The sequence below is a fragment of the Paraphotobacterium marinum genome (assembly GCF_002216855.1).
Lineage (GTDB): Bacteria > Pseudomonadota > Gammaproteobacteria > Enterobacterales > Vibrionaceae > Paraphotobacterium > Paraphotobacterium marinum.
Window position 1 is genome coordinate 1,323,776 of the sequence record NZ_CP022355.1, and the last position, 15,560, is coordinate 1,339,335.

Here is a 15,560-nt window from a genome sequence, read left to right on the forward strand (position 1 = left end):
TAAGGTTATTGAAAGTTTTGAATTTATACTTATAATAGTTTTTTTTTTAAAGGATTTTTTATGTCTTCGATCCATTCCTTAATTGAAGCAGCAGGCCCGTTTGTCAATGAATATGGATACTTGGCTGTTGCAGTAGCTGTTTTTGCCGAAGGTTTTGCAATCCCACTTCCTGGCACAACTGTATTAGTTACAGCTTCTATTATAGCTGCATCAACAACACAACTTTCATTACCGATTGTTTTGGTTATTGCTTTCATTGCAGCTATTTTGGGCAATACAATAGGATATTACATTGGAATATACTTTAAAAATTTTCTAATTTCCAAAAACCTAATAAAGGATAAAAAATTAGATAAATTACATAATTTATTATCAAAATATGGAATTATAGCTATTATTATTTCAAGATTTATTGAGGGATTAAAGCAAACAATTAATATTGGATGTGGTGTAGCTAATATGTCAAAAGTCAAATATCAAACTGGTAACATAACTGCAGTATCTTTGTGGGTTATCGTTTTTGGATTATTTCCTTCATTTGTTACTAAGGAATCTAAAGTCCTCCTAACCTTTTATAATAACCATCAAGCTTTTACTTTATTTAGCTTATTCATTGTTTTGACTTTATTGATATTCATCGTGTATAAAATTAAGAAGAAAAATGCCAATAAACCCAAATAATATAGAATTTTATAAGAAACAAATAATTGATTGTGAATTAAAAGATCAACATAGATTGTTAAAACAAGTATCAATTGCGCTTAGAAATAACGATTTCAAAAAGCTTGACTTGATTCAACATAGCATTAATGAATCATTAAAGTGTGTATCTGAAAGAAAGTTACACAAGCCGACTATAAAATATCCTGAAATTTTACCGATATCTGAAAAAATTAATGAATTAAAAAAATTAATAGATAAAAATCAAGTCTTAATTGTCGCAGGAGAAACAGGATCTGGAAAGACAACTCAACTACCAAAGATTTTTTTGGAGCTCGGATACGGGAATAAGGGTTTAATTGGTCACACACAACCAAGAAGACTAGCAGCAAGGACTGTATCTAAAAGATTAGCAGAAGAGCTGCATACGGAACTTGGAGAATTAGTTGGATATAAAGTTCGTTTCCATGATTCTATATCCAGAAAAACAAAGCTAAAATTGATGACTGATGGCATTTTACTCTCTGAGATAGAACATGATAAATTTTTAAATCAATATGAGGTTTTGATTATTGATGAAGCTCATGAAAGAAGTCTTAATATTGATTTTATACTTGGATTTTTGAAGAAGTTAGTTCATAAAAGAAAAGATTTAAAAATATTAATCACATCAGCAACAATTGATTTAGATAGATTTTCCAAACATTTTAATAACGCACCTATTATTAGGGTATCAGGTAAAACCTTTCCAGTTGAGGTTCGTTATTTAACTCAAGATCAAGAATTAAACTTTGATGAATATCAAGCCTTATCATTTGCAATCGATCAGCTAGATCAAGAAGAATTGGGTGACATTTTGATTTTTCTGACTGGAGAGAGAGAGATAAGAGATTTTAGCCGTTACTTACAAAAGCAGGATTTATTCAACACGGATATTCTTCCATTATACTCAAGACTATCTAACACTGAACAAAATAAAATTTTTAATATTAGCAAACAAACAAAACGTAGAATTATTTTAGCCACAAATGTGGCTGAAACTTCTTTAACTGTTCCAGGTATTAAATATGTTATAGATTTTGGTACAGCAAGAGTAAGCCGTTATAGTTATAGAACTAAAGTTCAAAGGTTACCAATTGAAAAAATATCAAAAGCAAGTGCCAATCAAAGAAAAGGGCGTTGTGGAAGAACATCACCGGGTATTTGTTATAGGTTATATTCTGAAGAAGATTTTAATCATAGAATCGAATACACAGAACCTGAAATTTTACGAACAAATCTAGCCTCCGTTATTCTTAAATTACTATCTATTAAAGTAGATTCCATCCAAGAATTTCCTTTTATTGATAAACCTGATACAAAATATATAAATGATGGTTTTAAGTTGTTAGATGATATAGGAGCGATTTATTCGAATAAAAAAACTATCGGCTTGACTAAAGTTGGGAAGGTTTTAGGTAAATTTCCAATTGATCCTAAAATGTCAAAGATGATTATTGAAGCAAATCATTTTGGAGTCATGAAAGAAATATTAATAATTGTTTCTTTTCTTTCAATCCAAGACCCAAGAGAATTTCCAAATGATAAAAAACAGTTAGTTAAAAAGGCTCACGAACAATTTTTTGATAAAAACTCAGACTTTTTATCGATTTTAAATCTTTGGTTTTTTCTTGATAAAAATAAAAAAGACTTGTCAGGTAATCAATTCAAAAAACTCTGTCAAAAATATTATTTAAACTATTTAAGAGTTAGGGAGTGGCAGGATTTAGTTTTTCAATTAATGCAATTAGCACGTAACTTAAAATATAAGATTAATGACTTACCTGAAGAATACGCATATGATTTGATTCATAAATCAATTTTATCTGGATTAATAACAAATATTGGGTTTTATAATACTGAACAAAGAAATTATAGAGGTACAAGAAATGCTCAATTTTTTGTTTTTCCTACCTCAAATCTATTTCATAAATCGCCTAAATGGATTCTTAGTTCAGAATTGGTAGAAACATCAAAACTTTGGGCTAGAAATAATGCAAAAATTCAGCCTACATGGGTTGAAGAAGTTAATCCTAAAATTTTAAAAAGAACCTACAGCGAACCACATTGGTCAAAAAAACGAGCTAATGTAATGGCTTATGAAAAATCAACCTTATATGGCCTACCTATCATTGAAAAAAAATTAGTCAATTACGATAAAATTGATCCAATAATTTCAAAAGAAATTTTTATTAGGCATGCATTAATTTATGGAGAATGGTTAGCACATTATGATTTTATTGAAAAAAACAAACATCTTATTAGTAATATTCAAAATTTAGAAAACAAAGTGAGAAAAAGAGATATATTAGTCGAGGAAGATGACTTATTTCACTTTTTCGATGAAAGAATTCCAGATTTTGTAACTTCAAAAAATCATTTCGATGTTTGGTGGAAAAAGCAAAGGCTTAAAAATCCGAATCTATTGAATTACGAATTTAATAAACTAAAAAAAAGAAATACCGAAGAAATCACTCTGAACGATTACCCTGATAATTGGATTTATGGTGGATATAATTTGAAACTAGAGTATGATTTTCAGCCCGGAAATTCTGAATGTGATGGTGTTTCAATACTTATTCCAAAAATCTTATTTACTCAAATAAAAGACGCCAAATTTGAATGGTTTATTCCGGCTTATCGAAAAGAGTTGATTACATCATTAATAAAAGCATTACCTAAAAACATAAGAAAAAACTTTGTTCCTGCCCCTAATTACGCAGAAGCTTTTTTAAATGCGGCACCTGACTTAAAAAACAATTTGACTGTCGAGCTTTCTCTTAAGCTGAGGAAAATGACTGGATTCAAAGTTGAACAAGAAGATTGGAACTTTGACTTGGTTCCTGATCACTTAAAGTTTAACTTTAAAATAATTGATGAGAACAATCATATTTTAGAAAATGATAGAAACTTTGAAGCCTTAAGAAAAAAGTTTTTGAAAAATGCGCCTAAACGTGAAGATAAAAAAGAAAATAAAATAGAAAAAAAATTCACATATTGGGGTTTTGGTTCTGTGAAAGAGGTTTTAACCCAAAAAAAAATGGGTTATGAAATTAAAGTTTATCCAGGAATTAAAGATAATTTTGATTCTGTAATATTCCAAAATTTTGAGAGCTGTGAACAAAGGGATTTTGAGAGAGCAAGAGCAATCACAAGGTTATGCTTTTTAAATATTAAATCGCCAATCAATTATTTGCATGAAAAGCTATCAAATTCCACAAAATTAGCGATGTATTATAATAAATTTGGAAATGTATCGAATCTTTTAAATGATTGTATTTTTAATGCATTAGGGGTTATTTTAAAAAATAATAACGTTCCTAACAATAAAGTTGAATTTGATAATTTATTAAATGATTGTAAAGAAAATATAAATGAGACTACTCGTGATGTTATTACTTTAGTCGAAAACATTCTTATGTTGAATCATCAAATTAATAAGAGTATTAAGGGGAAACTGGATTTAAATTTAGCATTAAGTTATACAGATATTAATCAACAGTTATCCGAGATTATTTTTAAAGGTTTTGTTAAGGATACTTCATACGAGAAATTATGTGATTACCCAAGATATTTAAATGCTATACAACGAAGGTTGGAAAAACTTCCGTCTGATCCATTTAAAGATAGAAGTTTTTCTCTCATGCTCCAAAATTTAGATTCAATGTATAAAAGTGCTTTATCAAAATATAATTTTACTTATGAAGTCCCCCCTGAAATCAAAGATATTAAATGGGACTTACAGGAACTTCGGGTGAGTTTGTTTGCTCAAATACTGGGAACAAAATACCCCATATCAGAAAAAAGAATCAAAAAAAAGTTACAAGATTTACTCTAGTTTTTGGCTTCGATTCTTTCAAATGAAATGTTAGGATTAATGGCATTAAGTATTAATTTATAATATGAATAATACTCTGTTGTGCTATTATTTATATTTATATAACAAACTTCATTAATTTCGTTGAATTGATGATTAGATATCATAATGATACATAATGCAGAATGAAGGGCTGATAAAGTTGGATTGTAAGCACAATTTTCAATTTGAATTCCGTAATAAATTTTGCCTGAATTAAGCCTAATGGAGATGCCATGATGACTGTTAGAGTAGGGGCAATAAGCTAAATTCAAAGACTTTAATGCTTTAAGATGAAGTTCATTTTGAGACTCTTTTAGTAACTCAAAATTTAATCTTTCTCGCGGTAGTAAGCTTTTATAAATGTTTAAATCCTTTGGCCCAAAAGGTGATGGAAGTAAATCCTCGAAAGATTGTTTATTTCCATTTACTATTATTTCTATATTATTACTTAATTGAATCTCATTTATAAATTGACGACAGTGACCACATGGAGCGTGTGTAACAAAAAGTTTACTAATATTTTTTTCATTATGAAAACAGGCTGTGTTGATGGCACATTGTTCAGCATGTACAGTACTATTTAAAGGGGCGCCTTTTATCTCTAAATTACATCCAAAATAAAGATTACCATTTGAAGAGACGACTAAAGCACTTACAGGAAACTTGGATATGGGGGTATGGGATAGTTTTGATACTATTTCTAGGAGATTTATACAGAATTGATTGAGAGAAATATTGTTAGATTCAATAAAATTGGCATATAGATTTTTGGCTAGTTTTCCATTTTGTGCTTGCCGAAAAATATTGAGATAGTTTTCAAGCGGTTCTCTTTGTAATATCATCTAAATATCCTCACATAAATTTTTGGAGTAATTGAAGAATTTTTTTGTCATAACTAAAAACCTCAAAAGCTTTTTTTAATGCTAGCTCAAAATCTTCGCGATAATTATTTTTTAATTTATGAATGTAATCAAACCATTCTTGTTGTTCTTGATGATTTAAGTAAAAGTTATAATTTCTTCCTCTGAATTTAAAGTACATTTTTTCTAACTTGGAGTTGGTTTTACTAATTTTTTTAGGAGTATTTTCATGATCCGATCTTGATAAGCTTAGGTAAAGTTGCTTTTCAGTTTCTAATTTCTCTCTATCCATTTGAAGCAGCTCTATGTATTTATTAATGATAATTTCAAACTTTTCCTTATTTTTATTGATAAATAACAAATTACTTTTTAAAACCTCATCATCGTATAAAATACTAACTTGAGGAAACTTTTTAATAATACTTAAATGAGTGTACATGTTAGCAAAATAGTCTTTGTCTAAGAATAGACTGTTAGCAATATTATTAAAGTCAAGAAGAGAGTCAGAAATATTCAAAAAGCAGTAGTTCGTTTTATTTATTTTTTTTATTGGCAAAAATATTGGGCTTTTATTATTGTTAATGTTTTTGTGACTTAAATTAAGAAAAAGATTATTTTTAAAATTGCTGCTCTTTATATCTTCAGATTTATTTACAGTATAATAATTGAAAACTTTTTCATTTTTTTGCTTGAGCCATTTGGCTATTTCAATTATTTTAGAAGAAGTATTGTGTTTAGTACTATTATCAACTTCTTGATAGTTTGTGTATTTTACAAAAAGCTCCCATTGTTTTTCGATATCATCTGAGGTTTCCATTTGAATAATATTAAGAAACCTATACACACTTAAAATACTCAAAATATCTACAAATTTGCACTGTTTTGAGGGAAAATCAAGTGGAAGAAAATTTCGAAAAATTATGTTTCTTATATTTTTTGAAAAATTTGCACAGTTAAACCCAAAAATTATAATGTCTTTTGTAAATAGTTTGTTAATAAGAAAAGATGCCGCCTGATATTCTGATACATTACCAGAAAAAGGATCTATTTTGTTAGAGATACAGTGAAATAGTTCAAAAAACGTATCTTCATGAGGGTGAACATTTATTATTTGAATTTTCCCTTTTTTTATTAAATTAGGGTCAGTTTCTTGTAAAACTAATTTAGCTAAATGATCATGTGTATTAGGACCATAACAATGTAATTCAATAAAAAACAAAGAATAATGTGGTAGTGGTGCCATTAATAAATCAACCCTGGATCTTTTACTAAATATCTTGGGATATTATTTTTAATTTGGTTTTTCTTGAAAATTTTTCCATATCCTACGCAAATATCTTGGTAAAATAAAACTAAAAACGGATATATGCTTTCTGTACTTTTTATATTAATGTTTTTTCCTTCAAACCATTGAATTACTTCATCTTTATTCAAAATATATCTATTTTCAGGTCTTATTGAATCAAAACTAAAACTGTTAACTAATGATTCGTGCTCCCATTTAAAACTATTCTTAATTGTTTTTGCAAGTGAAGTTCCAAATCTATTAAATCTCATTATTTTAAAAATATTTTCATTTTCACATTCAGGAAAAAGCCACAATTGATCATTATTTTTCCAGATATTTTTCATTAAATTCCCACAATAACCAAAATTTTTTTCTAATTCGTTATGGACTTTCAAAATATCTATTTGGCTTAATTTAGTATATGGAAAGTTTGGCCTGTTCGGTGATATTAAATTTGGGGTTGTATTGTTTTTTTTAAAGATGTTTTTTTTAGTAAACTTGGCAATAAAAAACCCCTCAGAGTCGTAAGTGTGTGGGAATACATGTAAAAAACCTTCTTTTGTAGTTGATTTATGCGCTCCATCAAATAGTTTATCTAAAGGAATACTTTCAACTTCTTCATTGTAGGTTTCTTTTAAATATTGACAAACTTTTTGGTTTTCATACAAGTTCAAAGTACATGTTGAATAGACCAAGCTTCCCCCAGGTTTAAGAGCATCAAAAGCACTTTGGATTAATTTTTTTTGTATTTCCATATATTCCAGGATCGTTGATAAATTCCAATTACTCAATGCATTATTATCTTTTCGAGAAACCCCTTCACCTGTACAGGGTGCATCAAGCAAAATAGAGTCAAATGTTTCTGGTGAAAATTTACCAAATTTGATTGCATCATGATGAGAAATTATAACATTTTTTAAACCACAACGTCTGACATTTGTTGTTAAAGCTTTAATTCTTGAAGATGAAAGCTCATTTGCAATGATTAAAGAGCTTTCATCGTAAATTTCACCAATTTGAGTTGTCTTTGAGCCCGGGGCGGCTGCCATATCTAAAACAACGCCACTTTTTTTATTTTGAAATGAAAGTGCTACCGGAGGAAGCATGGAACTTGCTTCTTGTATGTAGATTAAACCAAGAATATGTTCAATAGAGTTTCCAAGGTTATATTCCTTAGGGAGAGTGACCCAAAATCCATTCTCTGTCCATGGGATTGGTTCTAATATCCAATTGTTCTGATTTGCTATTACTTTAAATTCAGGGACTTTAATTTTTAACGTATTTACTCGTATACTTAGTCTTAATTTTTTTTTGTGATATTTCAAAAACTCTTCATAACTATCTTCATTTGGAAGAATTTTTTTTATGTAATCGTAGAAGCAGGTGTTGAAGTTTTCATTTTTCATTTATAAATGAACGCCAATTTAAATTTACATCCAAAAAAAAATTAATTATATTATTATTTTTTATCTATTACTACATAATTATGGCTGATTATAAATTAATTACACAAAAAATTGACACCTATACTTCCTCTGAAAAAGACTTATATGCTAATCTATCAAACATAGCTGCTATTTTGTATGAAAACATACATGATATCAATTGGTTGGGATTTTATGTGTGTCAGGCTGAAGATTTGGTATTAGGGCCTTTTCAAGGAAAAGCTGCAGTAAGCAGAATAAAAATACCAAATGGTGTTTGTGGAATGGCGGCTCATTCAAAAAAAACTATTTTAGTGGATGATGTTGTGAACTTTGAAGGTCACATAACATGTGATTGTTTGAGTAAATCTGAAATTGTCATACCTTTTTTAGTGGATAATGAATGTGTTGCAGTATTGGATATTGATAGCCCACTACTTGCCAGATTCACTGCACAAGATAAATATGAATTAGAAAAAATAGTTTCTAAACTTGAAAAACAATTAAAGTTTATTCATTAATACTGGAAATTATTAATCTTAGTCTTATAATAGCATCACTTAATATAATGAATTCAATTGTACAATTTAGGTTAAATATGGAAGATTCACAAAAACTTTCAAGTGCGAAAGAGACTCTACAATATATGATGGAGTTATTTCCTCAATGTTTTATAAAAGAAGGTGAAGCAAAGCCCTTAAAAATTGGTATTTTTCAAGATTTATCAGAACGTTTAGCTGACGATCCTAAAATTAGTAAAACATTACTGAGAAGTGCATTAAGACAATATACTTCAGCGTGGAGATATTTGCATGGTGTTAAATCAGGTCAAGAGCGTGTTGATTTAGACGGAAATAATGTTGGGCCCGTAGAACAACAGCATATTGAACACGCCACTAAAACTTTAGAAGAAAGCAAAGCAAAATTTAATGCTAGGAAAAAGGAATTACAGAAGGAAAGAGCCGCTCAAGAAAACAATAAAAAGCCTGATAATAAAAGTAGTATTAATCCTAAATTTAAGAAAAAGACATATACTTCTAAAAAGCGTAATAAAAACGCAACTAAAGTTGAGGAAACATCTAAACTTAGTATTAATGATGTTCTTGTTGATAAAAAAGTAAATGTAAATTTAGGACAGGGCAATGTTCCTGCCACTGTATTAGAAGTTCATAAAAATGATATAAAAGTACGTTTAAGCAACGGCCTTATAATGAATGTGAAGGCTGAACATATATTTGCTTAATTGAAGTTTTTAAATGTCATTTTTGGAGCTATGGAGATTTTCTTTAAGATGACTATTCAAAGACTTCTTGTCTATATTGTGTTTTTTTTAATTCCTTTTCATTTAGTTGGAAAGGAATTAACCCCGATTCAAAAAAATTATTCTCTCCCTAAATTACACCCTGAGAAAGTTCATACCGTTTCTTCAAAAAGAATAACCTCAAGATTATTAAACGATCATTTTAAGAAGATCAATTTAAATGACAGTTTTTCAAATAAAATTTTAGAAAATTATCTCGAAATACTTGATTTCAATAAAAACACTTTAACTGAAGTAGATGTTAAAAATATCAAATTTAAGTGGGGAAATAAACTTGATGAGCAATTAAAAGTAGGTCAGACACAAGCTGCTTATGATATTTTTAACAAAGTATTAGAGTTAAAGTACCAAAGATATGAATATGCAAAATCTTTGCTAAACAAAAAAATGAATTTTTATGAAAACGATTATATTATCCTTGATAGGCATAAACTGGATTGGAGTAAAAATAAACAAGAATTAGATGATTTATGGCTTAAAAAAGTAAAATTTGATGAATTAAATTTAATACTGTCTAATGAACCTGATGATAATATAAAAAAACCTTAGCTGACAGGTATTCAAATGTTCTATTAAGGTTGAGACAAACTAATAATGAAGATGTGTTTCAGGTTTATATGAATGCTTTTGCTCGACAAATAGATCCCCATACTAGTTATTTATCTCCACGAGCAGCAGAGCAATTCCAATCAGAGATGAGTTTATCATTAGAAGGTATTGGTGCAGTTTTACAACAGGAAGGTGATGATACAATAATAAAATCTCTTGTCAAAGGTGGTCCTGCCGAAAAAACCCAAAAGATTTTCGATGGTGATCGGATTATTGGTGTTTCAGATAATAATGGAGAAATTAAAGATGTTATTGGTTGGCGATTAGACGATATAGTTTCTCTAATTAAAGGTCCTAAAGGAACAAAAGTCACCTTAAAAATTTATAGAACAAACAACAAAAAAAATTACATTGTAACAGTCGTTAGGGATAAAATTAAATTAGAAGATCGAAAGGCAAAACTTGAAATAAAAACAATCAATAATGCAAAAATTGGAGTGATTGAGATTCCTAGCTTTTATGTGGGGCTAACTGCTGATGTCAAAGAGTTATTGAGATCTTCGGAAGCAAATAATTTATCAGGTTTAGTTATAGATTTACGTAATAATGGTGGAGGCGCACTCTCAGAGGCAACCACGTTATCTGGGTTATTCATTCCATCAGGGCCCATTGTTCAAATAAAAGATAATTTCGGAAACGTGAAAATTAAAAGGGATAGAGATATAACAATGTACTATGGAGGTCCTTTATCTGTCCTTATTAATAGGTACAGTGCCTCTGCTTCTGAAATTTTTGCTGCAGTAATACAAGATTATAGTCGAGGCATAATTATTGGAACACAATCGTATGGTAAAGGAACTGTTCAACAACATCGTCCATTAAATCATATGTATGATTTTTATGATGACTCTCTAGGTTATATCCAATATACTATTCAAAAATTTTATAGAGTTAATGGCGGTAGCACGCAAAATAAAGGTGTTATTCCTGATATAAAGTTTCCTAGTATGGTAGATCCTCTCTTAGTTGGTGAAAGTGTTGAAAAAAACTCATTAAAATGGGACAGTATTGAGCCTGCCGTATATCAAAAAACTTCAAATTTTAAATTATCAGAATTACCAAGCATTTACTCGAAGCATATTAAGAGAGTTAAAAATAATGACGAGTATAACTATCTAATTTTAAAAATTAAAGATAGTAAAGAATACTCCAAAAAGAACAAAGTATCTTTAAATATCAATGTGAGGAAAGCAGAAAATAAAAAGGATGATGCTGATCGCTTGAAAAGAATTAATGCTAGGCAAAAAAAGCAAAATTTAAAAATATTTGAATCAATCGATGATATTCCAAAAGACTATCAGGAGCCAGATGTTCTGCTCGATGAGGCTGTTAATATCACTTATGATTTAGCCAGCCTAAATGAACATAATAATTAATCAATATTGAATGTTTTCTTTATTTCTTTTAAAAATTCTCTATCTGGACAGACAGACTTTACTGGTTCATCAGAAATTTTTGCTACAGGCCTATTTTGAAAAGTTTCTAATTTAATTACTATATTTGCAGGCTCAACATCAGGAATATCACAAGTTAATGAAGTGCCAATTCCAAAAATAACATTTATAAAATCCGAGAATTCTTCATGCAAAGATTGTGCTTTTTTAAATGTTAATGAGTCAGAAAAAACTAAAGTCTTTTCTTTACAGTTAATCCCCAATTTTGAATAATGAGATATGATTTTACTAGCCCAAACAAAAGGATCACCACTATCATGTCTTACGCCATCATATTGATTAGCTAGATCGTAATCAAAATCTTTAAGAAAACTTTTCAAATTAATCGTATCTGTAAGGGCTATTTTAAGGTTTTGAGGATATTCTAACGTCCATTTATTTAAAGCCAACACTTGGAAGTCAGAAAGTTTTTTACTTATTTGTTGGTGCGCCTGGAACCATTCATGTGCTTGTGTGCCAACGGGGTTTAATGAGAATTTTTTTGCTAAAGCAACATTAGATGTTGAATTAAAGTTGGGAAAATGACTTTTAAGGGTTTTTATAATTTTTTCATGAACACTTTTAGAGAACCTTCTCCGAGTACCAAAGTCAACTAAATTAAATATGGAAGAATGATTTGAAGACTCCTTTAAATTTTTTATTTTTTTTTCAAGGTAATCACCAGCGTCTTCGGATCTTATAAATGGGTATAAATATTTATTCCTTAGTTCAGATATGATAGCTAAGAGCGGAACTTCCCATAGTATCAAATCTAACCAGTTCCCATTATAAGTTAACTCTAGTTGATTGTTTTTAGTGGTTAATGAAATATCTGCAGGTTTGAATTTAAATTTTCTAAGGTAGTTAAGAAAATCATCTTGATAAAATCCAAGAGACTTTAGGTAATCTTCCTCTGTTGAAGTTAAGCTAATATTAGACATAAAATTGATTTGTTTTTTTATATCGTTAATTAAAAAAGATAGATCTTCATTTTTATTTCTACAAATCAGTTTAGCTTTCATCTTCTTTGCAGGATATTGGTGAAAAACTGCTTGTTGCATGTGAAATTTATAAATATCATTATCTAACATCGAGGTAATTATAGGCTGAATACTCATTTAGCTTGGTCTTGAACATTGTCTTAAAAATTAGTATAAATGATACTTTATTTAATAAATAACTTAAATGAAATTTTTTGCAATCTAACTTTATGGATGTTATTTATACTCAGAAATATATGTAAATTTTCAATTTAACTAGGATATCCTCACAAATGAATAAAGAACATAACGTTAAATATAGAAAAGATTATTCGCCGTCTGAATTTCTTGTGGAAACTATTAAATTAGACTTTGAAATACAAGAATGTAGAACTAAGGTAATTAATGAATCAAAGTATTATTTAAACCCTTTGAATACCTGCCGAAGTAAAAACAACTCCATTTTTCTTGATGGTGAAGATTTGGAGTTTTCTGTACTTGAAATCAACAACAAAAAATGGAATGACTACCAGCTAACAAGTTCAGGCATAGTTATAAATAATGTACCTGAACAATTTGTTCTAAAAATCATTAACTATATTAATCCTAAAGAAAACACTTCATTGTCAGGGTTATATTTCTCTGAAGGATATTTCTGTACACAATGCGAAGCTGAGGGTTTTAGACGAATAACCTACTTTTTGGATAGACCTGATGTTTTGTCAAAATTTACAACAACAATTAGGACTAATTCTCATGAACTTCCTTTTTTATTGAGTAATGGTAATAAAATTGGAGAAGGGATTGATGATAAAGGTATGAGATGGTGTACTTGGGAAGACCCATTTCCAAAGCCTTCATATTTATTCGCACTTGTAGCTGGAGATTTTGATTTATTATCAGATAAATTCATAACCAAAAGTGGAAGAGAAATAACTCTAGAGTTGTATGTTGATAAGGGTAAATTAAATCGCTCTAAATTTGCAATGGAATCATTGAAAAAAGCTATGAAGTGGGATGAAGAACGGTTTAATTTAGAATATGATCTAGATATATATATGATTGTGGCAGTAGACTTTTTTAATATGGGAGCAATGGAAAATAAAGGCTTGAATGTTTTTAATTCAAAAGTTGTCTTGGCAGACCAAAAAACAGCTACTGATAACGATTATCATCAAATTGAAAGAGTGATTGGTCATGAGTATTTTCATAATTGGAGTGGAAATAGGGTAACTTGCCGAGACTGGTTTCAACTTAGCCTCAAAGAGGGATTCACGGTATTTAGAGATCAAGAATTTTCATCAGATTTAAATAATAGGGATTTAGAAAGAATACGAAATGTACGTTCATTAAAAGCAGGACAGTTTTTAGAGGACTTAAGTCCTATGTCTCATCCTATACGACCAGAAAAAGTAATGGAAATGAATAACTTTTATACTCGAACTGTCTATGATAAGGGTAGTGAGGTTATAAGAATGCTACATACTTTATTAGGTGAAGATCTTTTTCAAAAGGGAGTAAAGTTGTATTTTGATTTATTTGATGGACAAGCTGTGACTTGTGATGACTTTGTGCAGGCAATGGAGAGAGCTTCAGGCAAAGACCTCAATCAATTCAGGTTATGGTATAGTCAATCAGGAACACCCATTGTAAGTATAAATACCGAATATAGAGACAGTTCAAAAGAATTTATTGTTAAACTAAGTCAAAACACTAACCCTACTAATGATCAAAAAACTAAAAAAAATTTACATATACCACTTAAATTTGGATTATTAAGCAGTAAGGGGGGTGTTATTGATTTAACAAACCAGAAAATAGACAATGGATTAATAGAATTATCGCAAAGTGAACAGACTGTTATTTTTAGTAACCTTGAAGAAAAACCTATCTTATCGATTTTGAGAGACTTTTCTGCTCCAGTATATTTAAACTATGATTACAGCGACTGTGAATTATGTACTTTATTAAAATATGATCCAAATAAATTTTCTAAGTGGAATGCTGGACAGTTATTGTTGCAAAAATATTTAAAGAAAAATATCTCTCTCAGAGAAAATGGTGATAATATTCTCATACCAAATGATGTGATTTCCGCATTTGATCACTTATTTAATGAGTCAGATCTTTCTCCAGCCATTTTAGGTGAAATCTTTTCATTTCCATCTTTTTCAGAAATTACATCATGGTATGAAGTTATTGACGTTGAGCTCATACATTCAGTTTTAAATGATATGATTCTTATCTTTGCTAATAAGTTCCATACTCACTTTTTAAAAATTTACAATGTAAATCAGAGCCTCGGACAAAATAGTTCAGAAATAAGGTTTCTATCATCAGTGGCTTTGAAATATATTTCATTAGTTAAAAGTGATGATTGCCTAGCACTTGATTATTTCAAACGTGCAAAAAATATGACGGAAAAAATGTCAGCTCTAACAGCTCTTAATTATAGTCCTTACTTTATGGATGATTATGCTAGTTGTATGGAATCTTTCAAACAAGAGTGGAATAAAGACGGGTTAGTTATGGATAAATGGTTCTTTTTATCTGCCAAAAAAGATGATGCAAATATTATAGATAAATTGAACTTTATAATGGAAAATGAAGAGTCGTTTGATATAACCAATCCAAATAGAGTTAGAAGTTTAATCGGTGGGTTTATCGACAATACATCTCAATTTCATAAAATTGATGGTAGTGGCTATAAATTTTTAACCAGTATGATTGTTAAAATTGATTCTATTAATCCACAGGTGGCGTCAAGACTTATTGATCCACTTCTTTCATTTAAAAAATATAAATCTGAAAGAGGCGTCATTATGAAAGCATGTCTCAATGAAATTTTACAATTGGATTCATTATCGAAAGATTTGTTTGAAAAAGTACAGAATGCTCTTGGTGCTTAGAAACTTTGTATAAAATTTAACTAATTAAAAAAGTCTTTTTAATGAAAAGGCTTTTTTTTTACTTCTATCACAAAATTAACCCAATCAATTCTTTATAGTAGCATCAATTATTTGCTGATAAATAAGGTTTTATTTTTGTAACACAAATTCATGAAATTTATGTTACATTATCAGTATT

Annotated in this window: 10 protein-coding genes and 1 pseudogene; 7 read left to right on the forward strand and 4 right to left on the reverse strand. The window is 29.2% G+C overall.

All coding sequences use genetic code 11. From position 1 onward, the window contains the following. Window positions 1–60 precede the first annotated feature (60 nt). Both CF386_RS06875 and hrpA read left to right on the forward strand, forming a co-directional pair. Complete coding sequence (locus CF386_RS06875; RefSeq protein WP_089073645.1) at window positions 61–681, forward strand: DedA family protein; 621 nt, start codon at window positions 61–63, stop codon at window positions 679–681. Beyond that, window positions 662–4,537, forward strand: a complete 3,876-nt coding sequence (hrpA, locus tag CF386_RS06880) for an ATP-dependent RNA helicase HrpA (RefSeq protein ID WP_089073646.1) — start codon at window positions 662–664, stop codon at window positions 4,535–4,537. Before CF386_RS06875 ends, hrpA begins: the two co-directional genes overlap by 20 nt. Here the strand turns inward: hrpA and cdd are convergent. The 3 genes from cdd to CF386_RS06895 are packed head-to-tail and all read right to left on the reverse strand — an operon-like array spanning window position 4,534 to window position 8,112. Further along, window positions 4,534–5,400 (reverse strand): cytidine deaminase, encoded by an 867-nt coding sequence (gene cdd, locus CF386_RS06885; RefSeq protein ID WP_089073647.1) that lies wholly within the window; start codon window positions 5,398–5,400, stop codon window positions 4,534–4,536. The two genes, hrpA and cdd, sit on opposite strands and share 4 nt — an antisense overlap. A 10-nt stretch (window positions 5,401–5,410) precedes the next feature. Beyond that, window positions 5,411–6,661, reverse strand: coding sequence for a hypothetical protein (locus CF386_RS06890; RefSeq protein ID WP_089073648.1), 1,251 nt, complete (start codon window positions 6,659–6,661; stop codon window positions 5,411–5,413). Continuing rightward, a complete protein-coding gene (locus CF386_RS06895) occupies window positions 6,661–8,112 on the reverse strand; it encodes an NOL1/NOP2/sun family putative RNA methylase (protein WP_089073649.1) in 1,452 nt (483 codons plus the stop codon). Before CF386_RS06895 ends, CF386_RS06890 begins: the two co-directional genes overlap by 1 nt. 80 nt (window positions 8,113–8,192) lie before the next feature. Between CF386_RS06895 and CF386_RS06900 the strand changes: the two genes are divergently transcribed. The 4 genes and pseudogenes from CF386_RS06900 to CF386_RS06915 all read left to right on the forward strand — a co-directional run bounded on the left by CF386_RS06900 (window position 8,193) and on the right by CF386_RS06915 (window position 11,436). Beyond that, on the forward strand, window positions 8,193–8,651 hold the full coding sequence (locus tag CF386_RS06900; RefSeq protein ID WP_089073650.1) for a GAF domain-containing protein: 459 nt from the start codon (window positions 8,193–8,195) through the stop codon (window positions 8,649–8,651). Between the two features lie 77 nt (window positions 8,652–8,728). After that, complete coding sequence (gene proQ / locus CF386_RS06905) at window positions 8,729–9,373, forward strand: RNA chaperone ProQ (protein ID WP_089073651.1); 645 nt, start codon at window positions 8,729–8,731, stop codon at window positions 9,371–9,373. A 48-nt stretch (window positions 9,374–9,421) separates the two neighbouring features. Further along, window positions 9,422–10,062: pseudogene (locus CF386_RS13670) on the forward strand (hypothetical protein); the annotation flags it as partial. A gap of 6 nt (window positions 10,063–10,068) precedes the next feature. Then, the gene (locus CF386_RS06915) at window positions 10,069–11,436 is read left to right on the forward strand and encodes a carboxy terminal-processing peptidase (RefSeq protein WP_158522322.1); all 1,368 of its coding nucleotides are present in this window, start codon (window positions 10,069–10,071) and stop codon (window positions 11,434–11,436) included. Here CF386_RS06915 and pncB read toward each other — a convergent pair. Beyond that, window positions 11,433–12,611 carry a nicotinate phosphoribosyltransferase gene (gene pncB, locus CF386_RS06920; RefSeq protein ID WP_089073654.1) on the reverse strand — a complete coding sequence of 393 codons (1,179 nt, stop codon included), beginning with the start codon at window positions 12,609–12,611 and terminating at the stop codon, window positions 11,433–11,435. The two genes, CF386_RS06915 and pncB, sit on opposite strands and share 4 nt — an antisense overlap. Before the next feature lie 155 nt (window positions 12,612–12,766). Between pncB and pepN the strand changes: the two genes are divergently transcribed. Then, complete coding sequence (gene pepN / locus CF386_RS06925) at window positions 12,767–15,382, forward strand: aminopeptidase N (protein WP_089073655.1); 2,616 nt, start codon at window positions 12,767–12,769, stop codon at window positions 15,380–15,382. Window positions 15,383–15,560: the final 178 nt, after the last annotated feature.